This is a genomic window from Streptomyces sp. NBC_00045 (assembly GCF_045041095.1).
In the GTDB taxonomy this organism is placed as follows: Bacteria; Actinomycetota; Actinomycetes; order Streptomycetales; family Streptomycetaceae; genus Streptomyces.
In genome coordinates this window covers 3663080-3685388 of the sequence record NZ_CP108271.1, presented here as the reverse complement: position 1 = coordinate 3685388, position 22309 = coordinate 3663080, and the positions used below count along the sequence as shown (strand labels likewise).

Genomic DNA, 22309 nt, shown 5'->3' with positions numbered 1-22309 from the left:
CCGCCCCCCCGTGACCAGGACCTAGTCGAACCAGCGGTCCCGGGCCAGTTCGGCCGTGCGGGACGGGTCCTCCAGCAGGGCCGCGACCTCGAAGCGGCGCGGCCACTGGCCCGCCGCCCAGGCCAGGCCCGCCGCCACGCCCTCCAGGGTGGAGGCGTGGAGGGTGCCGTCCGGGGTTTGCCGCCAGTCGAGCTCCACGCCGCCCGCGATCAGCTCCTCGTGCTCGACGTAGGTGCGCGGCGCCGAGGGCCCCAGCAGGAGCAGCACCGGCTCCGGGACCTCGTGCTCCTCGCCCGGCGTCGTGACCTCCGCCGGCACCGTCTCCGAGAGGCGGCGGACCTGGAGGAGGTCCGCCAGGTCGCCCGCTCGGGCCGGGGCCACCGGCAGCAGCGGCAGGCCCTCCGTCAGCGGCAGCAGGTCCGGGGCGTCCGCGATCAGCGCATCGGCCGCGTCCACCACACGGATCTCGCCGTCCACCACCGCGCGCAGCTCGTCCGGGAGGGTGACCTGCTCGGGGTCCAGATCGGCCAGGGCCCCGTACAGGGCGTGCAGCTGGCGGTCCGACACCTCGCGCTCCGGATCGGCGAGCCGGCCCAGCAGTTCGGCGGCGCCGCCGGGTTCCTCCAGCAGGGCCGGCACGGTCGTGCGGACGCCCAGCGCCCGCAGGACCTGCTCGTCTTCGAAGCCCGTGGCGTCCGCCGAGGTGTACAGGCCCGCCAGCAGCGGGTCCCCGCCCGCCGCGCGCAGGCCCGCCGGGCGGCGTCCGTCGAAGACCGGGTGGTCGCGCAGCCACCAGGCGGTGTACGGGCGCACCGACTGCGTGGTGCCGTCCGGAAGCAGGACCCGTACGGGCTGGGTCAGCGCGTCGCGCAGCGGGGGCTGCGCGAGCATGGCCAGGGCCTGCGGCCAGCAGTCGTCGTCGATCAGGTCGAGGTCGCGCACGGCCACCAGCTCGGTCGCCACCGGCGGGAGCGGGGTGTCCGGGAGCTGGTCCAGTACGTCCTCGCACCACACGTCGACCGCGTCCAGCAGGCCTGCGTCGTCGGGCTCGGCGAAGTCGCCGTCGCGGGGCTCCAGTTCGTCCGGGTCGAGGACCACGTCGGTGGCGCGGACCAGCTGGAAGGCGGCCAGCACCCCGCAGGCGGTCAGCGGCTGCGCGCCCCACCGGTCGGCCAGCTCGGCGTCCACGTACGGGACTTCGTCCTCGCGGATCACCGAGGCCAGCGGGGAGCCGGGCAGCAGGAGCTCGCCCGCGGGCGCCAGTTCCCCGTCCTCGTCGGGGAGGGCCAGCGCGCCCAGCCACGGCTCGTCGCCCGGCGCCAGGTCGGCGTCCCGGACCAGGCCCAGCACCACCTCGGCCAGCTCGTCGGCGTCGAGGGCGTCCTCGTCCCAGATCTCGCCCGCGTCGAGGGAGGCGGCCACCGCCGCCCGCACTTGCGGGGTCGTCAGGACCGCGCGGGGCGTGGCCGGGAGGGCGCCGAGGCGCTCCAGCAGCGGGTGCGCCGCGTCCGGATGGGCCACCTTGAGCCCCATCCGGGCCAGGTCCTTCGGGGTGTCCGCGTCGGGCAGCAGCACGTGCCGCGGGCCGATCGTGGTCCGCCCGTCGGCCAGCGGCACCGGCAGACCCGACAGCCGGTCCGGATCCACCCCGGCCAGGGTGTCGTACAGCCGGTGCCACCAGTCCGGGGTGCGTTCGATGCCCGCGATCCGCTCGATGGCGTCGCCCAGCGGCAGCCGGCCCACGCCCAGCGTGCGCAGCTCGGGCCGGCGCTCCAGCCCGGCCGGGAGCAGGGTCGGGAGGACCTCCGCGAGGACCCGTACGGTGTCGGCGCCCGCGCCCTCCACCACCTCGGCCTCGAAGGGGCGCAGCGCGGCCCGCTCCTCGGCGTGCTCGGCCGGGGCGGCCGGGGCCAGGAACGCGGTCCGCGGCAGCCGTCCGAGCACGGCCGCGCGCAGCGCCCCGTCCAGCACGCCCTTGCCGAGCGGCCCGGGTACGAGGTCCACGAGCCCGGTGCTCACCGGGTCCCAGTCGCCGAGCAGTTCGGCGTACGCATCGGCCGCGCGCTCCACCAGGAAGTCGGTCAGCGGCCCGGGCGCGGGGTGCCGGCGGGCGGTGTCGAGCGGCAGCGTCGCGATGAGCAGGGCGGGGATGCCCAGGGGTTCGTCGGTCGGGGTCGGTGCGTGCACCACGGGCGCGGTGGCGGGACGTACGGGAGCGCCGTCGGTGTCGACGGGCACGGCCCAGGAGACCGTCCAGTGGGGCCGCAGCCGCTCCTCGACCGGCCGGTCCGCGAGGAGGGCGGGCTCGATGGGGCCGCTGTGGCGGACGGTGCGCCAGCGTCGGGTCTCGCCGCCGGCGGCTCCGGCCGAGTCCTGGACGACGGTGTACGGGCCCTCGGTACGCCGGTAGAGCACGCGGTGCCCGGTGGCCGGGGTCTCCACGACGATCTCCCGCAGCCCGGGCAGGGTGAGCAGCAGGGCGTCGTCGATGCCGGCCAGCAGGCGCTGCACCAGGTCTTCGGCGGCGGCGTCGCGCAGCGGGAGGACGACCACGGTGTCGTAGCCCTCGGGGGCGGCTCCCTCGGCGGGCAACGGCAGGCGCAGCAGCGGGACGTGCCCGTCGCGGCGGCGCAGTTCGTCGCCGAGGCCGGGGCTGCCGTTGGCTGCTTCACGGGCCAGCTCGCGGGCCTCGGCCAGGGACCAGCGGATACCGCCGTGGCGGCCCATGACGGCGGGCTCGTCGGACACCGCGAGGACCGCCGCGAAGCCGACGCCGAAGCGGCCTACGGTGTCGGCGGAGCCCGCGGCCCCTGCGGGCTCCCGCTTCGCGGAGGCCCGCAGGGTGCTCAGCGACTCCACGCCCGTCGCGTCCAGCGGGGCACCGGTGTTGGCGACGGCCAACACGCCGGGCCGACCGCCCCCGCCGGAGTGCAGGGTGAGCCGCAGCCGGCCGGGCACCCGGGCCCGGGCCGCGGCGTCGGCGGCGTTCTGCGCCAGCTCGACGACGAGCCGGTCGCGGTAGCCGCCGAGGGCCAGGTCCTCCTCTGCGTTGGCGTCCTCGCGGAACCGGGCAGGGCCCGCGCCCCAGGCATCGAGCACCCCGCGCCGCAGCCGGGCCGTGCCGAAGGGGTCCACGCCACCCTGGGCCGCCGTCACTCGCACGCTCACGCCGCTGCCTCCAAGCTGTACTGCATCCACCGAATGCCGAGGCCCTGAAGGTATCGCGTGCGGGCCCCGCCGGTCGGGGCGGACGGGCCCGACTCTGCCCCGGGCGACGACGGAGCCCCCGGCGACACGAGGTCGCCGGGGGCTCCGTACGGGTGCGCGGTGCGGGGTGGTGTCAGAGCTTGTCGATCACGTAGTCGATGCACGCGGTCAGCGCCTGCACGTCCGCCGGGTCGATCGCCGGGAACATCGCGACGCGCAGCTGGTTGCGCCCGAGCTTGCGGTACGGCTCGGTGTCCACGATGCCGTTGGCGCGCAGCACCTTGGCCACGGCGGCCGCGTCGATGTCGTCCGAGAAGTCGATCGTGCCGATGACGGCGGAGCGCTTGTCGGCGTCCACGACGAACGGGCTCGCGTACTTCGACGCCTCCGCCCAGCCGTACAGGTTGCGCGCGCTGGCCGCCGTACGGCCGGTCGTGAACTCCAGGCCGCCCTGGCCGTTCATCCACTCCAGCTGCTGGTTCAGCAGGAAGAGGGTGGAGAGCGCCGGGGTGTTGTACGTCTGGTTCTTCAGCGAGTTGTCGATCGCCGTGGGCAGCGAGAAGAACTCCGGGATGTGCCGGCCCGACGCGTGGACGCGCGCCGCGCGCTCCAGGGCCGCCGGGGAGAACGCCGCCAGCCACAGGCCGCCCTCGGAGGCGAAGGACTTCTGCGGGGCGAAGTAGTAGACGTCGCTCTCGGTGATGTCCACCGGCAGACCGCCGGCGCCCGAGGTCGCGTCCACCAGGACGAGGGACCCGGCGTCGGCGCCCGCGACGCGCTTGACCGGCGCCGCCACACCCGTCGAGGTCTCGTTGTGCGTGTAGGCGTACACGTCGACGCCCGCCTCGGCCACCGGCTCGGGGTGGGTGCCCGGCTCGGAGGAGATCACGGTCGGCTCGTCCAGCCACGGAGCGAGCTTGGCGGCCTTGGCGAACTTGGACGAGAACTCGCCGAACGTGAGGTGCTGGGACTTGCGCTCGATGAGCCCGGCCGTCGCGATGTCCCAGAAGGCGGTGGAGCCGCCGTTGCCCAGGATCACCTCGTAGCCCTCGGGCAGCGAGAAAAGGTCCCGGATGCCCTGGCGCACCGAGCCGACCAGGTTCTTGACCGGGGCCTGGCGGTGCGAGGTTCCGAGCAGGGAGGTACCGGTGGCGGCGAGGGCGTCCAGCGCCTCGATCCGCACCTTGGAGGGGCCCGCGCCGAAGCGTCCGTCGGCGGGCTTGATGTCAGCGGGAATCTGGATCTCAGCCACGAGCGGAGCGTATCCGGTCCGGGTCCACGCTTCGGAGGCGCGTCCACCCGATGAGACGAACGTCCCAGGCCGGAAGACCGGGATGGGGTAAGGCGGCACGCGACGACGTGGCCCTTACATACCCCTTAGTCTGGATTAATGCCCGCATCCTCCCCCGCACCCGTCCCCACCCCCGCTCCGGCGGGCACCGCCCCCGCGGCCCCGGCGCTCCCGGCCCCCGCGGGGCCGTCCCGGTTCGGTCCGGTCGTGCTGGTGGTCACGGCGGGGATCTCGGTGCAGTTCGGCGCCGCGCTCGCCGTCATGATCATGCCGGGGGCGGGTGCCGCTGGCGTGGTGACGCTGCGGCTCGCGGCCGCCGCGCTGGTGCTGCTGCTCCTGTGCCGCCCGAAGGTGCGCGGGTACTCGCGGGCGGACTGGGGCACCGTCGTCGCCTTCGGCGTGGCGATGGCCGGCATGAACGGGCTCTTCTACCAGTCCATCGACCGCATCCCGCTCGGCCCGGCCGTCACCCTTGAGGTCCTCGGCCCCCTCGTCCTGTCGGTCGTCGTCTCACGCCGCCCGGTGAGCCTGCTGTGGGCCGGTCTGGCCCTGGCCGGTGTCGCCCTGCTGGCCGGGCACGGGGGCGGGAGCGGCTTCGGCGGCCTCGACCTCCCGGGCACCGCCTTCGCGCTCGGAGCGGGCGCGATGTGGGCGGCGTACATCGTGTTCAGCGCGCGTACGGGCCGCCGCTTCCCGCAGGCGGACGGGCTGGCGCTGGCCATGGCCGTGGCCGCGGTGCTCTCGCTCCCGCTGGGCGTCGTCCAAGCCGGTTCCGCGCTCCTCGTGCCGAGCACGCTGGCGCTGGGCGCCGGCGTCGCCGTCCTGTCCTCCGTCCTGCCGTACACCCTGGAGCTCCTGGCGCTGCGCCGCCTGCCCGCACCGACCTTCGCCATCTTGATGAGCCTGGAGCCGGCGATCGCGGCCACGGCCGGGTTCCTGCTCCTGAACCAGGCGATGTCGGCGCTCGACGCGCTCGCGATCGCGCTGGTCATCGCGGCGAGCATGGGCGCGGTCCGCTCCCAGACCCGCAAACCGGCCGCCTGAGGCCGCGCGCCCGCCCCGCCGGCCGCGGGGTGTTCGACGGGACGGGCGCGCCCTGGGCCGGCCGTCATCCCAGCGGCAGGTCCAGGTACGACGGCGTGGCCTCCGGGGAGGTGAAGGCCAGCGTCGCGCGCGGCAGGTTGGCGTCCCCGTAGAACGGGTCGCGGGCGTCGATCACCAGCATCAGCCGGTGCCCGCGCGGGACGTCGTACGCCGTCGCCTGCAGCTCGATGTCGGCGCTGACCAGGCTGTCGGCCGGCGAGTCGAGGTCGCAGTACGGGGCGTGCGTGATGATGTGCGCCGTCCCGTCGGGTGCGGCGGCGAGCAGGTACGCGACGAACGACGACTTGGGGTTCGGGGCCCGGTACGTGACGCGCAGCCGCGGGACGCCGCGCAGCCGCAGGGTCTCCGCCTCCGGCTCCGCGGTCCACACCGCGGTGACGGTGCGGTCGATGTCGCCGGTCCGGTAGGCCTTGGGGCGGCCCGCGATCTCGTCGTACCCGCAGAGCACGATCGCGTCGGCGACGGTCGCCGGGGTGTCCACCCCGCACAAGACGCTCGTGCTCCAGCCGGCCTCGGGCTGCTCGGCGAGCTCCGCACTGCCCGCCAGGTGCAGTCGGCGCACGTGCTCGGTGACGGAATGCCAGGTGGGGCGGGGTTCCAGGGTCTGGCTCCACATGACCTCGGCGAGGATCTGGCCCTCGGCGCCGATGCCGTTGTCGATGCCCTTGAGGTGGTGGTCGAACCAGCGGTGGGCGTTGGTCCAGATCCGGTTGGGCAGGCCGATCATGCCCGTCATTTCGGGCCCGGAGTGGTCGCCGATGGAGAGGTCGAGGCGCTTGGGGCCGATGAGCTCGTTGAACATCTTCAGGGTCTGGTTGCCCGGGAAGAGCGTCTCGTGCCAGGCGTGCGAGAAGTAGACCGGGACCTGGCGGCGGTTGAGCTCCTTGACGTGGCTGAACGGCGAGCGCTGCTCGGCCCAGCGCAGGGTGCCCTGGATGTCGCGGCCCGCGAGGACGTTCTCGAACACGCTCTGCGTCTGCGGGCTCAGCCGGGCCTTCCCCGCCGCCTTGAGCAGCGCCTCCACGGCGGCCACGTGCCGGGTCCGGTTCTCGTAGAACGCCTCGCCGAGGTCGCCCCAGGTGCTGAGCGCCACCACCGCGTCGACGCGCGTGTCGTGGGCGGCGACGAGCTGGCTGATGCCCGATCCGTACGAGTCCCCCAGGAAGCCGATCCTGGTGACCGGGCCGGCGGAGCGCTCGATGAGGTGGTCCAGGGCGCGGCTGCCGTCGGCGACGTCGAGCGGACCGGCCACCTCGACCTGGCCCTCGGAGCCGGCGAAGCCGCGGGTGCTGTACGCGAGGACGTTGTAGCCGCGCGCCGCGAAGACACTGGCCTGGACGGCGTAGGGGAGCCAGCCGTGGGTCGTCCACGGCGAGGGCATCACGATCACCGGCCGCGGCCGGCCCCCGTTGTGCCGCCACATCGCGGCGTCGAGCAGGTCCCCGTCGGCCCCGGCGACCTTGACGCGACTGAAGACGGCGACGGACCGGACGTCGGCGACCTCGGCGGCGCGGGCGGGGCCGAGGCCGGTGACGTCGCCGGTCTCCAGAGCGGTGACGAAGGCGGTCAGGGTGGTCGCGTCGAGTTCGGGATAGAGGGAGAAAGCGGCTGGGTTCACGTCGGTTCGTCCTCTTCGTCGAGTGAGGGAACGTGGGTGCGCGCGCTCTGGGCCCGGAGCGGGGAACGAAGCGTTCAGTATCGATGCGACATCCGGTGATGTTTCGGCGGATTCCGACGTACGGCCGAAATCGCCCCCTTCGCTGCCGGCGCAGCCGGCGGTCCCGGACCTGCCCGGGGCGACGCCGGACGCCAAATCACCCTCCGTCCGCGCCAGTTGGGGGCGATGGCGCGAAGGAAGTGTTCGGCGGCCAAATCATGCAAGCATGCTTGATTGTTTTGCCGACGGCTGCCAGTCTTCCCCTCACGCCGAAAGGGGAGCCCGCCGTGCTCGATCCGTCAGCTGTCGCCGTCTTCGCAGATCTGCGCGAGGAAGGCCTCGAACTCGAAACCCTGGTACGGGACCTGCCCGACGCCGGATGGGCCGGGCCCACCCCCGCGCCGGGCTGGACCGTCGCCCACCAGATCGCCCACCTGCACTGGACCGACCGGGCCGCGCTGATCTCCCTCACCGACGCCGACGGCTTCGCCGCCCTGGTCGAGGAGGCGGTCAAGTCCCCCGACTCTTTCGTGGACGAAGGCGCCGCACGAGGCGCCGCGCTACCGCCCGACGAGCTGCTGGCCCACTGGCGGGCCGGCCGCGCAGCCCTCGACGAGGCGCTCGCCGCGGCCCCGCCCGACACCCGGTTCCCCTGGTACGGGCCGCCGATGAAGGCCGCCTCCATGGCGAGCGCCCGCCTGATGGAGACCTGGGCGCACGGCCAGGACGTCGCGGACGCTCTCGGTGTGCGCCGCACCCCCACCGCCCGACTGCGGCACGTGGCCCGCATCGGCGTCCGGGCCCGCGACTACGCGTTCTCCGTACGGGGACTGCCCGCGCCCGACGCGGAGTTCAGGGTGGAACTCCTGCCCCCGGACGGCGGCGAGCCCTGGACGTACGGGCCGCAGGGGGCGGCGGACCGGATCACCGGCCCGGCCCTCGACTTCTGCCTCCTGGTGACCCAGCGGGCCCACCGCGCCGACCTCGCCCTGACCGCGACCGGCCCCGACGCCGACCGCTGGCTGGACATCGCCCAGGCCTTCGCGGGCCCCGCGGGCCCCGGCCGCGCCCCCGGAGCCACCCGGTGACCGGCCGCCGCCCGCTGCGCATCGGCAACGCCTCCGGGTTCTACGGCGACCGCTTCAGCGCCTTCGAGGACATGCTGACCGGCGGCCCGCTGGACGTGTTGACCGGCGATTACCTCGCCGAGCTGACCATGCTGATCCTCGGCCGCGACCGACTGAAGGACCCCGGCCTCGGCTACGCCAAGACCTTCCTGCGCCAGCTGGAGGACGGCCTCGGCCTCGCGCACGAGCGGGGGGTGCGCATCGTCGCCAACGCGGGCGGCCTGAACCCGGCGGGACTGGCCGACGCGATCCGCATGCTCGCCTCCGAGGCCGGGATCCCGGTGTCGGTCGCCCACGTCGAGGGTGATGACCTGATGCCGTTCGCGCAGGGCGCGCTGACCGCGAACGCGTACCTCGGCGGCGCCGGCATCACCGCCTGCCTGCGGGCGGGCGCGGACGTGGTCGTCACGGGCCGCGTCACCGACGCGGCCCTGGTCAGCGGGCCGGCGGCCTGGTGGTTCGACTGGGCGCCCGACGACTACGACCGGCTGGCCGGAGCCGTGGTGGCGGGCCACGTCCTGGAGTGCGGGACCCAGGCCACCGGCGGCAACTACGCCTTCTTCACCGCGCACGACGTCCGCCGACCCGGGTTCCCGCTGGCGGAGATCTCCGAAGACGGCTCGGCGGTGATCACGAAGCACCCGGGTACCGGCGGAGTCGTATCGGCCGGCACGGTCACGGCCCAACTCCTCTACGAAACCCAGGGCCCCCGCTACCTCGGCCCCGACGCCACGGCCCGCCTGGACACGGTCCGGCTGACGGACGCCGGACCCGACCGGGTGGCCGTCACCGGAGTCGTCGGCGAACCCCCGCCCCCCACCCTCAAGGTGGGCGTGACCCGCATCGGCGGCTGGCGCAACGAGGTGGTCTTCGTCCTGACCGGCCTGGACATCGAGGCCAAGGCCGCCCTGGTCCGGGCACAGCTGGCCGACGCCCTGTCCCAGGTGGCCACCGCGGAGTGGACCCTGGCCCGCACGGACCACGAGGACGCCGCGACGGAGGAGACGGCGAGCGCGCTGCTGCGCCTGGTGGTGCGGGACCCCTCGCCGGAGCGGGTCGGCCGCGCACTGACCTCCGAGGCCATCGAACTCGCCCTGGCCAGCTACCCGGGCTTCCACGTCACCACCCCGCCGGGCCCGGCCCAGCCGTACGGAGTCTTCACCTCCTCGGCCGTCCCCGCGCCCTCGGTCCCCCACGTGGCGGTCCTCCCCGACGGCACCCGCCTCGCGGTGCCGGCCCGCACGGCGTCCGAGGACCTGGGGGTCACCCCGGCGGCAGCCGGGGGAGGGCTCGGGGGCGGAGCCCCCGCCGGGTCCGGGGCGGAGCCCCGGGACGGGGGTCCGGAGGCGGAACCCATCCGCACCGCACCGCCTGAGGCACCCGCAGGGCAACCCACTCGCCGCGTCCCCCTCGGCACGCTGATCGGCGCCCGCAGCGGCGACAAGGGCGGCGACGCCAACATCGGCGTCTGGGTCGAACGCGACGACGCCTGGGACTGGCTCCACACCACCCTCACGGTGGACACCTTCAAGGCGCTGCTCCCCGAGACGGGCCCGCTGCCCGTCACCCGGCACGCCCTCCCCAACCTCCGCGCCCTCAACTTCACCGTCCCCGGCATCCTCGGCGCCGGCGTCGCCTCCGCGCACCGCTTCGACCCCCAGGCCAAGGCCCTCGGCGAATGGCTGCGCGCCCGGCACGTCGACATTCCCGCCCACCTCCTGCTCACCCCGGAGGGGAACCGCTCATGACCCGCCTCACCACCGCCGTAGACCCGCACGCCCCCGACTACCTCGCCCACCACGCGGCCGCCACCGCCCGTCTCGCCGAGCTGGACGCCGAGCACGCCAAGGCCCTCCTCGGCGGCGGCGAGAAGTACACGGCCCGCCACAAGGACCGCGGCAAGCTCCTCGCCCGCGAGCGCATCGAGCTGCTCCTCGACCCGGACACCCCGTTCCTGGAGCTGTCCCCGCTCGCCGCTTGGGGCAGCGACTACCCCGTCGGCGCCTCCATGATCACCGGCATCGGCACCGTCGAGGGCGTCGAATGCCTGGTCACCGCCAACGACCCCACGGTCCGCGGCGGCGCCTCCAACCCCTGGACGCTCAAGAAGGCCCTGCGGGCCAATGAGATCGCCCGCCAGAACAACCTGCCGTGCATCAGCCTCGTCGAGTCCGGCGGCGCCGACCTCCCCTCCCAGAAGGAGATCTTCATCCCGGGCGGGGCGATCTTCCGCGACCTGACCCGGCTCTCGGCCGCCGGCATCCCCACCGTCGCCGTCGTCTTCGGCAACTCCACCGCCGGAGGCGCGTACGTCCCGGGGATGTCCGACCACACCATCATGATCAAGGACCGTTCCAAGGTGTTCCTCGGAGGTCCGCCGCTCGTCAAGATGGCCACCGGCGAGGAGAGCGACGACGAGTCCCTCGGCGGAGCCGACATGCACGCCCGCACCTCCGGACTCGCCGACTACTACGCCCTCGACGAGCACGACGCGATCCGCCGGGCCCGCCGGGTCGTGGCCCGCCTGAACCACCGCCGGGCCCACGCGGCCCCGCCCCGCGCCGAGGAGCCGAAGTACGACCCGGAGGAACTCCTCGGCATCGTCCCCGCGGACCTCAAGACCCCCTTCGACCCCCGCGAGGTCATCGCCCGCATCGTCGACGCCTCCGACTTCGACGAGTTCAAGCCCCTCTACGGCACCAGCCTGGTGACCGGCTGGGCCACCTTGCACGGCTACCCGGTCGGCATCCTCGCCAACGCCCAGGGCGTGCTGTTCAGCGCCGAATCACAGAAGGCCGCCCAGTTCATCCAGCTGGCCAACCAGCGTGACATCCCGCTCCTCTTCCTCCACAACACCACCGGCTACATGGTCGGCAAGGAGTACGAGCAGGGCGGCATCATCAAGCACGGCTCGATGATGATCAACGCGGTCTCCAACTCCCGCGTCCCCCACCTCTCCGTCCTCATCGGCGCCAGCTACGGAGCCGGCCACTACGGCATGTGCGGCCGCGCCTACGAGCCGCGGTTCCTCTTCGCCTGGCCCAGCGCCAAGTCCGCCGTCATGGGCCCCCAGCAGCTCGCCGGCGTCCTGTCCATCGTGGCGCGCCAGTCCGCCGCCGCGAAGGGACAGCCGTACGACGAAGAGGCCGACGCCGGCATGCGCGCCTTCGTCGAGGCGCAGATCGAGTCCGAGTCCCTGCCGATGTTCCTGTCCGGGCGGCTGTACGACGACGGGGTCATCGACCCGCGCGACACCCGTACCGTCCTCGGCCTGTGCCTGTCGGCCGTCCACAACGCCCCCGTCGAGGGCGCCCGCGGCGGCTTCGGCGTCTTCCGGATGTGAGCCCGCACATGACGAACCTGACCTCCCTCCTGGTCGCCAACCGCGGTGAGATCGCGGTCCGCGTCTTCCGCACCGCCCGCGCCCTGGGCCTGGCCACCGTCGCCGTCCACTCCGACCCCGACGCCGACGCCCTGCACGTACGGGAGGCCGACGCGGCCGTGCGCCTGCCCGGCGCCGCCCCCGCCGACACCTACCTGCGCGGCGACCTGGTCATCAAGGCCGCCCTCGCCGCAGGCGCGGACGCCGTCCACCCCGGCTACGGATTCCTGTCCGAGAACGCAGGCTTCGCCCGCGACGTCGCCGCCGCCGGACTCACCTGGATCGGCCCGCCGCCCGAAGCCATCGAGGCGATGGCCTCCAAGACCCGGGCCAAGGAGCTGATGCGCGCCGCCGGGGTCCCGCTCCTCGACCCCGTCGACCCGGCTGCTGCCACCGCCGCCGACCTGCCCCTTCTCCTCAAGGCCGCCGCGGGCGGCGGCGGACGCGGCATGCGCGTCGTACGCGACCTCGACACCCTCAAGGAGGAGATGCAGGCGGCCTCCGCCGAGGCGGCCTCCGCCTTCGGCGACGGCGAGGTCTTCGCCGAGCCCTACGTCGAGCGCGGCCGCCACGTCGAGGTCCAGATCCTCGCCGACTCCCACGGAACCGTCTGGGCACTCGGCACCCGCGACTGCTCCCTCCAGCGCCGTCACCAGAAGGTCATCGAGGAGGCCCCGGCACCGGCACTCCCCGAGACCCTGCGCACCACCCTCCACGAGGCCGCCGTCGCCGCCGCCCGCGCGGTCTCCTACCAGGGCGCGGGTACCGTCGAGTTCCTCGTCGCCGCCGACGGGCGGCCGTACTTCCTGGAGATGAACACCCGCCTCCAGGTGGAACACCCCGTCACCGAAGCCGTCTTCGGACTCGACCTCGTCGCCCTGCAACTGCGCATCGCCGAGGGTGCGGCCCTGCCGCTGACACCCCCCGAGCCCACCGGCCACGCCGTCGAGGCCCGCCTGTACGCCGAGGACCCCGCCCAGGACTGGCGCCCCCAGACCGGAGTCCTGCACACCCTCGACGTCCCCGGCGGGGGTCCCCTCGGCGAAGCCGGGGGGAAGGTCCGCGTGGACACCGGATTCGCCGACGGGGACACCGTCGGCGTCCACTACGACCCGATGCTCGCCAAGGTCGTCGCCCACGCCCCCACCCGGGCCGAGGCAGTCCGCGTCCTCGCCCACGCCCTGGCCGGAGCCCGCATCCACGGTCTCACCACCAATCGGGAGCTCCTCGTACGCTCCCTGCGCCACCCGGAGTTCGCCGAGGCACGGCTCGACACCGGGTTCTACGAACGCCACCTCGGGTCCCTCACCGAAGGCGCCCCGGACGCCACCCTGTCCGCGGTCGCCGCCGCGCTCGCCGCCGCCGCACCGGCCGCGGACGCCCCGCTCGCCACCCGGCTCGGCGGCTGGCGCAACCTCCGCTCCCAGCCGCAGATCCGCCGCTACAGCGCGGCCGGCACCGCGTACGAGGTCCGTTACCGGCCCGTCCGCAGCGGACCCCCGGAGCTCGTGGACCACCCCGGCGTTCGAGTCCTCTCCGTGGAACCCGGGCGCGTCAGCCTCGAAGTCGAGGGCGTCCGCCGGATGTTCCACGTGAAACGCAAATCGAACGCCGAGGGCGCGCAGGCCGAGACGTACATCGACTCCACGCTCGGCGCGCACACCCTCACCCCCGTCCCCCGGTTCGCCGATCCCCAGGACCGCACCGAACCCGGCTCCCTGCTCGCCCCCATGCCCGGCACCGTCGTCCGCGTCGCCGAGGGCCTCGCCCCCGGCGACGCGGTCACCGCCGGGCAGCCCCTGCTCTGGCTGGAGGCCATGAAGATGGAGCACCGCATCGTCTCGCCCGCCTCCGGCACGCTCACCGCGCTCCACGCCACGCTCGGCCACCAGGTCGAGTTCGGCGCCCTGCTCGCCGTAGTCCAGGAGGAAACGCCAGCATGAGCTCCGTCGTCGAAACCGAAGAGCACAAGGCCCTGCGCGCCGCCGTCGCCGCCCTCGGGCAGCGTTACGGGCGCGACTACCTCGCCCGCGTCGCCCGTGAGGGCGGCCACCCCGACGAGCTGTGGGCCGACGCCGCCAAGCTCGGCTACCTCGGGGTCAACCTCCCCGAGGAGTACGGAGGCGGAGGCGGCGGCATCGCCGAACTCTCCATCGTCCTCGAAGAGCTGGGCGCCGCCGGCTGCCCCCTGCTGATGATGGTCGTCTCGCCCGCCATCTGCGGCACGGTCATCTCCCGCTTCGGCACCGAGGCCCAGAAGCAGGCCTGGCTGCCCGGCCTCGCCGACGGCAGCCGCACCATGGCCTTCGGCATCACCGAACCCGACGCCGGCTCCAACTCCCACCGGATCACCACCACCGCCCGCCGCGAGGGCGACGAGTGGGTGCTGACCGGGCGCAAGGTCTTCATCTCCGGCGTGGACATCGCCGACGCCACCCTCATCGTGGGGCGCACCGAAGACGCCCGGACGGGGAGCCTCAAGCCCTGCCTGTTCATCGTGCCGCGCGACACCCCCGGCTTCTCCCGCTCCGTCATCGAGATGGAACTCCAGGCGGCGGAGAAGCAGTTCGAACTGGTCCTGGACGAGGTGCGGCTGCCCGCCGAATCCCTCGTCGGCGACGAGGACGCCGGCCTGCTCCAGCTCTTCGCCGGGCTCAACCCCGAGCGCATCATGACCGCCGCCTTCGCCATCGGCATGGGCCGTCACGCCCTCGACAAGGCCGTCGACTACGCGAAGACCCGCCAGGTCTGGAAGGAGGCGATCGGCGCCCACCAGGCCATCGCCCACCCCCTCGCCGCCGCCCACATCGACCTCGAACTCGCCCGCCTGATGATGCAGAAGGCCGCACACCTGTATGACGCGGGCGACGACACGGGCGCCGGCGAAGCCGCGAACATGGCCAAGTACGCCGCCGCCGAGGCCTGCGTGAAGGCGGTCGACCAGTCCGTCCACACCCTGGGCGGCAACGGCCTCACCCGCGAATACGGTCTGGCCGCCCTGATCACCGCCTCCAGGGTGTCCCGCATCGCCCCCGTCAGCCGAGAGATGATCCTCAACTTCATCTCCCACCAGACCCTCGGCCTCCCCAAGTCCTACTAGGCCGTCTCTTTCGGATCAGGCAGCCGGCCCGGGGCGCCTCCCAGCGGTAGCGGAGGGAGCGCGATCCGAAAGGGACGGCCTGGCCCCGGCCCCAGCCCCGGCGGCCCGGAGAATGGGGTCGGGTCCTGCCTGGGCGCCCGGGCCCGGCGATCGCCGGCGTCGGGCCGCGTCGGCCGGTACCAGGCGCCCCGGGCCCGGTCGGCCGGGGCCCCGGCACGAAGAGCCGCACCCGCCCGCGGCGGCCCGGACAATGGGTCCGGCCCTGCAGGGGCGCCCGCGCGTTGGTTGCCGGGCGCGCCGGCCGGTGCCCGGGCGAACGGGCCGCAATGGGCCGTACCGGGCCGGGAGGCCCGGGAGGGCTGCCGGGCCGGTCGGCGCGGTGGCACGATCCACATCACCCGCACAACCTCCGGAGGACACCGCATGACCCGCCCAGTCGGCGCCGCGCGAGCGCCTGGCATCACCACCCTCACGCTCGACTCCCCGGCCAACCGCAACGCGCTCTCCGCGGACCTCGTCGGCGAGCTGCGCGCGGCCCTCGCCGCGGCGGCGGCGGACGCGGAGGCCCGGGCCATCGTCCTCACCCACACCGGCACCACGTTCTGCGCCGGGGCGGACCTGAAGTCCCCCTGCGACCCTGCCGACTTCCTGGCCCTGCTCCGCGAGATCGCCGAACTCCCCAAGCCGGTCGTGGCCCGCGTCACCGGCCACGTCCGGGCGGGCGGCCTCGGCCTCCTCGGCGTCTGCGACATCGCCGCCGCCGGGCCGTCCTCCACGTACGCCTTCACCGAGACCCACCTGGGCGTGGTCCCCGCCGTGATCTCCGCGCCGCTGCTCCCGCGGCTGGACCCGCGCGCGGCCGCCCGCTACTTCCTCACCGCCGAGGCGTTCGACGCCGCCGAAGCCACCCGCATCGGCCTGCTCACCCTGCACGGCGACGACGTCGACCAGGTCCTCGCCCCCGTGCTCGCGGGCCTGCGCAAGGCCGGCCCGCAGGCCCTCGCCGCCACCAAGGAACTGCTCACCGCCCCGGTCCGGGCCGTCCTCGCGACCGACGGCGCCGCACTCACGGAGCTGTCCGCGCACCACTTCGGCTCCGCCGAAGCCCGAGAAGGCATCACCGCCCGCTTCGAGCGCCGGGACCCGGCGTGGGCCCTGTGACCGACGCCCGGCCCGCGACCGCCGCCCAACCCGGGCCCAAGCAGGCCCGCAGCCGGGTCACGCGCCGCCACCTGCTGGAGGCGGCCGTCGCCTGTCTCGCCGAACAGGGCTGGGCCGGCTCCACCGTCGCCGTCGTCGCCGAACGCGCGGGCGTCTCCCGCGGCGCCGCCCAGTACCACTTCCCGACGCGCGAGGACCTGTTCACCGCCGCCGTCGCCCACGTCGCCGAGGAACGCTCCGCCGCCCTGCGCGACCTCTTCCAGGCCGGACCCGCCGCCCGCCCCGCCGTCGTCGAAGCCATCGTCGACCTCTACACCGGAGCCCTCTTCCGCGCCGCCCTCCAGCTGTGGGTCGCCGCCTCCAACGAGGAGCAGCTGCGCCCCCAAGTCACCGAACTGGAGGCCCGCGTGGGCCGCGAGACCCACCGCATCGCCGTGGAACTCCTCGGCGCGGACGAGTCCGTCCCGGGCGTACGGGAAACCGTGCAGGGCCTCCTCGACATGGCCCGCGGCCTGGGCCTGGCCAACGTGCTGACGGACGACACGGCCCGCCGCGCCCGCGTGGTCGCCCAGTGGTCCCGGATCCTGGACGCCACGCTCGGCTGAACCCGCGCGAGCCCGGGACCCGGGACCGCCCGGTAGAGCCCGGAACGCCCGGGAACGCCGAGGGCGCCGCACCCCGTACGTGCGGGATGCGGCGCCCTGACGGCACGGCGAACGATCAGGCCGTGTCGGCGATGTCGGCGTAACCCTCGATCTCCTGCGGGTTGCGCCGGCCCGGGCCCATGTACCGGGCCGACGGGCGCACCAGGCGGCCCGTGCGCTTCTGCTCCAGGATGTGCGCCGACCATCCGGCGGTCCGGGCGCAGGTGAACATGGAGGTGAACATGTGCGCCGGGACCTCCGCGAAGTCCAGCATGATCGCGGCCCAGAACTCCACGTTCGTCGCGAGCACCCGGTCGGGGCGGCGCGCGTGCAGCTCCTCCAGCGCGGCCTTCTCCAGCGCGGCGGCCACCTCGTAGCGCGGCGCGTCCAGCTCCTTGGCGGTACGCCGCAGCACCCGGGCGCGCGGGTCCTCGGCCCGGTACACGCGGTGCCCGAAGCCCATCAGCCGCTCGCCCTTGTCCAGGGCCTTCTTCACGTACGCCACGGCGTCGCCGGTGCGCTCGATCTCCTCGATCATGCCGAGGACGCGGGACGGCGCGCCGCCGTGCAGCGGCCCGGACATGGCACCGACGGCACCCGACAGGGCGGCGGCGACGTCCGCACCGGTCGACGCGATCACCCGCGCGGTGAACGTCGAGGCGTTCATCCCGTGCTCGGCGGCCGAGGTCCAGTACGCGTCGACGGCCTTGACGTGCTTCGGGTCCGGCTCGCCCCGCCAGCGGATCATGAACCGCTCGACCACGGACTCGGCCTTGTCGATCTCGCTCTGCGGCACCATCGGCCGGCCCTGCCCGCGCGCGGACTGGGCGACGTACGACAGCGCCATCACGGCGGCGCGCGCAAGGTTGTCGCGGGCGGTCTTCTCGTCGATGTCGAGCAGCGGTTTCAGGCCCCACACGGGGGCGAGCATCGCGAGGGCGGACTGCACGTCGACACGGATGTCACCGGAGTGCACCGGGATCGGGAACGGCTCGGCGGCGGGCAGGCCGGGGTTGAACGCCCCGTCGACCAGCAGGCCCCAGACGTTGCCGAACGAGACGTGCCCGACGAGGTCCTCGATGTCGACCCCGCGGTAGCGGAGCGATCCGCCTTCCTTGTCCGGTTCGGCGATCTCGGTCTCGAACGCGACGACCCCTTCGAGCCCGGGTACGAAGTCGGACATCAGGCGGCTCCTCAGATAGTGCGAACACGCGCGGCTCCCGGCGTGACTCGCGGTCCGGCGCGGTCATCCCCGTTGATGCCCGGCACGGCCGTCGGTCACCCGTGTGGGGACCTCCGGACCGGCCCCAAGATTTTGGCGGTTCCGGATGGCAGGCGGAAGCGTGACATACGGCACACTGCCGCAAGCACTCCTGCGGCAGGATGACCGTGTGACCGACCAGGACATTGACCCCGCCACGATGCGCAAGCAGTACCGCTCGGAGATCGTCCACGAGGCGAGCCTCGCCGCGGACCCCATGCGGCAGTTCGCCGAGTGGTTCCAGCAGGCCGCCGACTCGCACCTCTTCGAGCCCAACGCGATGGTCGTCTCGACCGCGACCCCCGACGGCCGCCCGAGTTCCCGCACGGTGCTGCTGAAGCAGTTCGACGAGCGGGGATTCGTCTTCTACACGAACTACGGCTCGCGCAAGGGCCGCGAGATCGACGCGAACCCGCACGTCGCCCTGCTCTTCCCCTGGCACCCCATCGCCCGCCAGGTCATCGTCACCGGCACGGCCTCCCGGATCGGCCGGGACGAGACGGCGGCGTACTTCCGCTCCCGTCCGCACGGCTCCCAGCTGGGCGCCTGGGCCAGCGAGCAGTCCCGGGTGATCGACTCCCGCGCCGAGCTCGACCGCCGCTACGCGGAACTCGCGGAGCGCTACCCCGAGGACGAGCAGGTCCCGGTCCCGCCCGAGTGGGGCGGCATCCGGATCGTTCCCGACGGGATGGAGTTCTGGCAGGGCCACGAGAACCGCCTCCACGACCGCCTGCGGTACGTCAGGGAGGGCGGGAAGTGGCGCCTGGAGCGCCTCTGCCCCTAGGACGTGTCCGGATCGGGCCGGGAACGCAGACGACCCGCGGGCTCGGGTTCCTCTCCTGCAGTGAGAGGAGCCGGCCGGACGTACCGGCGAGCCCGCGGGTCGGGTGACTGCTTGGGATTGGCGCCTGGCGTTCCCGCCGGGCACCGCACTGGGTGCGTGCGACGACGGGCCCTTAGCCCGCAGCCACCTCACGCGTCCGGTTTCCGTACATTTCGGGAACCACCTCCCTTCTCGTGTACGGCAGAGCCTAGAACTGTCTCCCGGGGTCCTCAAGTGATTTATTTCGGGGCGATTCGGGGAATGCGGTGTGGGCTGCGTCACGTTCCAGTTGAATGATCTGACGTGCCGCACACGCGAACACCTGCAGGGGGTGCCAGGTGAGTGCTTTCGGACGTAGTGAGACCACCGACGATCTGCTCGCAGCGCTGCTGGACGGGATGGACGCGGCCTTGTGCGCGTTCGACGCCGACGGCGTGATCACGCACTGGAACCGCGAGGCCGAGCGGATCCTCGGCTGGACCGCCGCCGAGGCGGTCGGGCGCAAGGGGTTCGCCGGTTGGGCCGTGCGGGCGGCCGACGCGCAGGACGTGGAGGAGCGGCTCATGGCCGCCCAGGACGTGCCCGGGCGCCAGGTGCACGAGTTCGCCCTGGTGACGAAGGAGGGCGGGCGGGTGCTGGTGCGGACCCAGTCCGCCGGGGTGCCCGGGGCGGACGGGAAACCCGCCGGGGTGTACTGCGCCTTCAGCGAGGTGCACGCCCAGATCGACCTGGAACGGTCCATCGCACTGAGCGAGGCGCTGATGGACGACGCCTCCTGGGGCGTGGTCCTCGTCGACGTGGACCTGCGGCCGGCCGTGGTCAACGCGCACGCCGCCCGTGCCTTCGGATCGGGGCGCACCGCGCTCCTCGGCCGGCCCCTGGGAGAGCTGCTGGTCCAGGGAGTCGAGGAGCTGGAGGGGGCCCTCCAGCACGTGCTCGCCGAGGGGTCCCCGCCCGCGCCCGCCGAGCTGTGGGTGTCCGTCCGCACGCCGGAGGGGGTGCGGAGGCGGTGCTGGCGGTCCGGGTTCCTGCGGCTGGGTTCCCCGCTGGCGGAGGAACCGGTGCCGCTGGGGGTCGGCTGGCTGTTCCAGGACGTCACCGAGTCCCGGCAGGCCGCCCTGGACACGGCGCAACTGCGGTTCCGGGCCGGTCAGCTGCACCGTTCGGGCCGGGCTGCCGCCGAGTGCGAGGACCCGGCCGAGGCGGCCGCCGTACGGCTGGACTTCGCCCTGGCCGGTTTCGCGGAGCACGCGCTGCTCGACGTACTGGAGCAATCGGCCGATCCGGACCGCCGGCGGCTCGTACGGGTCGCCGCGTCGCCGCCGCTGCTGGCGGGTGCGACGACCGGGGCGAGCGCCGCCCGCTACGGGCCCGGGCACCCGGCGCTGCAGGCGTTGGACCGCATCGGGTCGGTGCGCACCAGCGCCCCGCGCGGGGAGGCGGGCGGGAGCTGGGCGCGGGAGCGGCAGTGGCCGCAGGACGCGGCGCACGCGCTGTGCACGGTGCTGCGCAGCCGGGGCCGGACCCTGGGGGCGCTGACCTTCGTACGGGGTGCCTCGCGGGCCGCGTTCGAGCAGACGGACGCGGCGTACGCGGAGGAGGTCGCGGCCCGGGTCGCGGCCGATCTGGACCTGGGCGCCTGGCCCCGGACCCGCGACGAGGGGCCGCGCCCCGACTAGGGCCCGTCTTGCGCTCAGTGGCGGAAGAAGATCCGGTCGCCGTACTCCTGGAGGACGCGGCCGTTCCATTCGTGTCCGCCGTCGACGTTGCCCGAGCGCAGCAGCGGGGGCTCGATGCCGCGGGAGACGAGCTCGCCCGCGGCCGCCGCCATCACGGCCTGCATGATCGCGCTGGTCACGACGGTGGAGGCGGGTGCGAACGGGGCGTCGATGCCGTCGAGGCTCAGCTCGGCGTCGCCGACCGTGATCTTGCTGTCGAGGACGATGTCGCAGTGGTCCTTGAGGAAGGTGCCGGAAGCGTGCCGCGACCTCGTCTCCGTCGCGTACGCCACGGACGTCAGCCCGATCACCTTCATGCCGATGGCGCGCGCGTTCATGGCCATCTCGACCGGCAGGCCGTTGCGCCCGGAGAGGGAGATGACCACGAGGACGTCGCCGTCGGCGGCAGGGCTGCTGTCGAGGACCGCGCCGGCGAGGCCGTCGACCCGCTCCAGCGCGCTGCCGAGGGTGGCCGGCATGACGTCGATCCCCACGGTGCCGGGGACGGCGAGGAAGTTCACCAGGGCGAGTCCGCCGGCCCGGTAGACCACGTCCTGGGCGGGGAGGGAGGAGTGCCCGGCGCCGAAGACGAAGATCCGGTTCCCGGCGGCGACCGCCTCGGCGACGGCGGCGCCGGCCTCGGCGATGGGCCCGGCCTCCTCGCTGCGCACCCGCTCCAGGAGGCCGATCGCGGCGTCGAGGAACTGACCGGCCAGCTTGCTCTCGCTCATACGCCGATGGCCCTTCCAGAGGTGGGGTTCGTCCGTGTCCGCCGCTCACCGTGCGGTCTGGACCAAGGGCGTGTCAATACGAACGTCAATCCCGGGCCCAAGGCGTCGGGGGATGTCCCGGGCGGGGCTTGACGTCCGGCACGGGACGGTTGTCCGTGCGATGCGTCAGAATTGGGGGCAGGGCCAGCGCACGATATCCGAGGGGCACGAATGTCCGGACTGATCGATACCACGGAGATGTATCTCCGCACCATCCTCGAACTGGAAGAGGAAGGCGTGGTCCCCATGCGCGCCCGCATCGCCGAGCGGCTCGACCAGAGCGGCCCGACCGTGAGCCAGACGGTGGCGCGCATGGAGCGGGACGGCCTGGTGGGCGTGGCGAGCGACCGGCACCTGGAGCTGACGGAGGAGGGGCGGCGGCTGGCGACGCGCGTGATGCGCAAGCACCGGCTCGCGGAATGCCTGCTCGTCGACGTCATCGGCCTGGAGTGGGAGCAGGTGCACGCCGAGGCCTGCCGCTGGGAGCACGTGATGAGCGAGGCGGTGGAGCGGCGGGTGCTGGAGCTGCTGCGCCACCCGACCGAGTCGCCGTACGGGAACCCGATCCCGGGCCTTGAGGAGCTCGGGGAGAAGGCGGAGGCGGACCCGTTCCTGGAGGACGGCATGGTCAGCCTGTCGGAGCTGGACCCGGGCGCGGACGGCAAGACCGTCGTCGTGCGCCGGATCGGGGAGCCGATCCAGACGGACGCCCAGCTGATGTACACGCTGCGGCGGGCGGGCGTGCAGCCCGGCTCGGTGGTCAGCGTGACCGAGTCGCCGGGCGGCGTGCTGGTCGGCAGCGGTGGTGAGGCCGCCGAGCTGGACGCGGAGATCGCCTCGCACGTGTTCGTGGCCAAGCGCTGAGCCGAGCGCCGGTCGTCAGTACGCCGGCGGCACGAGGGGGATCACGCGTGGTGGACATGGGTGGTCCCGGCGCCTTGCGGCGCCGGGACCGGTCCTCCCCTTGCTGACCTGGAGCCCCGAGCTCTCAAGGTCATCCCCTTCGGACCGTCTTCCCCGAGCGGCCCGCCTCCCTGTTGAAAGGATCTCCATCGGCAGCGGCG

Annotated in this window: 16 protein-coding genes; 11 read left to right on the top strand and 5 right to left on the bottom strand. The window is 73.8% G+C overall.

Translation table 11 applies throughout. From position 1 onward, the window contains the following. Nucleotides 1-21: 21 nt before the first annotated feature. Together OHA65_RS17080 and serC are read right to left on the bottom strand one after the other, a co-directional pair. Nucleotides 22-3168, bottom strand: coding sequence for a sacsin N-terminal ATP-binding-like domain-containing protein (locus OHA65_RS17080; protein ID WP_328763085.1), 3147 nt, complete (start codon nucleotides 3166-3168; stop codon nucleotides 22-24). A gap of 172 nt (nucleotides 3169-3340) precedes the next feature. Continuing rightward, nucleotides 3341-4459 carry a phosphoserine transaminase gene (gene serC / locus OHA65_RS17075; RefSeq protein ID WP_328763084.1) on the bottom strand — a complete coding sequence of 373 codons (1119 nt, stop codon included), beginning with the start codon at nucleotides 4457-4459 and terminating at the stop codon, nucleotides 3341-3343. A 138-nt stretch (nucleotides 4460-4597) separates the two neighbouring features. On the opposite strand from serC, the gene OHA65_RS17070 reads away from it, so the two are divergent. Then, complete coding sequence (locus OHA65_RS17070) at nucleotides 4598-5542, top strand: EamA family transporter (RefSeq protein ID WP_327283965.1); 945 nt, start codon at nucleotides 4598-4600, stop codon at nucleotides 5540-5542. A 64-nt stretch (nucleotides 5543-5606) separates the two neighbouring features. Here the strand turns inward: OHA65_RS17070 and OHA65_RS17065 are convergent, their stop codons facing one another. Then, nucleotides 5607-7220: an alpha/beta fold hydrolase gene (locus OHA65_RS17065; RefSeq protein WP_327283964.1), complete on the bottom strand. Its 1614-nt coding sequence runs from the start codon at nucleotides 7218-7220 to the stop codon at nucleotides 5607-5609. A gap of 326 nt (nucleotides 7221-7546) precedes the next feature. Between OHA65_RS17065 and OHA65_RS17060 the strand changes: the two genes are divergently transcribed. The 7 genes from OHA65_RS17060 to OHA65_RS17030 all read left to right on the top strand — a co-directional run bounded on the left by OHA65_RS17060 (nucleotide 7547) and on the right by OHA65_RS17030 (nucleotide 16634). Further along, nucleotides 7547-8347 carry a TIGR03084 family metal-binding protein gene (locus tag OHA65_RS17060; RefSeq protein WP_327283963.1) on the top strand — a complete coding sequence of 267 codons (801 nt, stop codon included), beginning with the start codon at nucleotides 7547-7549 and terminating at the stop codon, nucleotides 8345-8347. A 71-nt stretch (nucleotides 8348-8418) separates the two neighbouring features. Next, on the top strand, nucleotides 8419-10134 hold the full coding sequence (locus tag OHA65_RS17055; protein WP_329316388.1) for an acyclic terpene utilization AtuA family protein: 1716 nt from the start codon (nucleotides 8419-8421) through the stop codon (nucleotides 10132-10134). Beyond that, complete coding sequence (locus tag OHA65_RS17050) at nucleotides 10131-11729, top strand: carboxyl transferase domain-containing protein (RefSeq protein WP_329313838.1); 1599 nt, start codon at nucleotides 10131-10133, stop codon at nucleotides 11727-11729. Before OHA65_RS17055 ends, OHA65_RS17050 begins: the two co-directional genes overlap by 4 nt. An 8-nt stretch (nucleotides 11730-11737) precedes the next feature. Then, nucleotides 11738-13711, top strand: a complete 1974-nt coding sequence (locus tag OHA65_RS17045) for a biotin carboxylase N-terminal domain-containing protein (RefSeq protein WP_405762088.1) — start codon at nucleotides 11738-11740, stop codon at nucleotides 13709-13711. Then, on the top strand, nucleotides 13708-14868 hold the full coding sequence (locus tag OHA65_RS17040) for an acyl-CoA dehydrogenase family protein (protein ID WP_327283960.1): 1161 nt from the start codon (nucleotides 13708-13710) through the stop codon (nucleotides 14866-14868). Before OHA65_RS17045 ends, OHA65_RS17040 begins: the two co-directional genes overlap by 4 nt. A gap of 423 nt (nucleotides 14869-15291) precedes the next feature. Beyond that, a complete protein-coding gene (locus OHA65_RS17035) occupies nucleotides 15292-16029 on the top strand; it encodes an enoyl-CoA hydratase family protein (RefSeq protein WP_327283959.1) in 738 nt (245 codons plus the stop codon). Further along, nucleotides 16017-16634 carry a TetR/AcrR family transcriptional regulator gene (locus OHA65_RS17030; protein WP_327283958.1) on the top strand — a complete coding sequence of 206 codons (618 nt, stop codon included), beginning with the start codon at nucleotides 16017-16019 and terminating at the stop codon, nucleotides 16632-16634. The genes OHA65_RS17035 and OHA65_RS17030 overlap by 13 nt, the downstream gene beginning before the upstream one ends. Nucleotides 16635-16749: 115 nt before the next feature. Here OHA65_RS17030 and OHA65_RS17025 read toward each other — a convergent pair whose 3' ends face one another. Then, complete coding sequence (locus tag OHA65_RS17025; protein WP_329313836.1) at nucleotides 16750-17856, bottom strand: citrate synthase 2; 1107 nt, start codon at nucleotides 17854-17856, stop codon at nucleotides 16750-16752. Nucleotides 17857-18064: 208 nt separating this feature from the next. On the opposite strand from OHA65_RS17025, the gene pdxH reads away from it, so the two are divergent. Together pdxH and OHA65_RS17015 are read left to right on the top strand one after the other, a co-directional pair. Continuing rightward, complete coding sequence (pdxH, locus tag OHA65_RS17020) at nucleotides 18065-18718, top strand: pyridoxamine 5'-phosphate oxidase (RefSeq protein ID WP_371643877.1); 654 nt, start codon at nucleotides 18065-18067, stop codon at nucleotides 18716-18718. Between the two features lie 377 nt (nucleotides 18719-19095). Next, nucleotides 19096-20436 carry a PAS domain-containing protein gene (locus OHA65_RS17015; RefSeq protein ID WP_328763081.1) on the top strand — a complete coding sequence of 447 codons (1341 nt, stop codon included), beginning with the start codon at nucleotides 19096-19098 and terminating at the stop codon, nucleotides 20434-20436. A gap of 14 nt (nucleotides 20437-20450) precedes the next feature. Here OHA65_RS17015 and OHA65_RS17010 read toward each other — a convergent pair whose 3' ends face one another. After that, a complete protein-coding gene (locus tag OHA65_RS17010; protein WP_327283955.1) occupies nucleotides 20451-21206 on the bottom strand; it encodes an SIS domain-containing protein in 756 nt (251 codons plus the stop codon). Nucleotides 21207-21416: 210 nt separating this feature from the next. On the opposite strand from OHA65_RS17010, the gene OHA65_RS17005 reads away from it, so the two are divergent. Next, nucleotides 21417-22109 (top strand): metal-dependent transcriptional regulator, encoded by a 693-nt coding sequence (locus OHA65_RS17005; RefSeq protein WP_327283954.1) that lies wholly within the window; start codon nucleotides 21417-21419, stop codon nucleotides 22107-22109. Nucleotides 22110-22309: the final 200 nt, after the last annotated feature.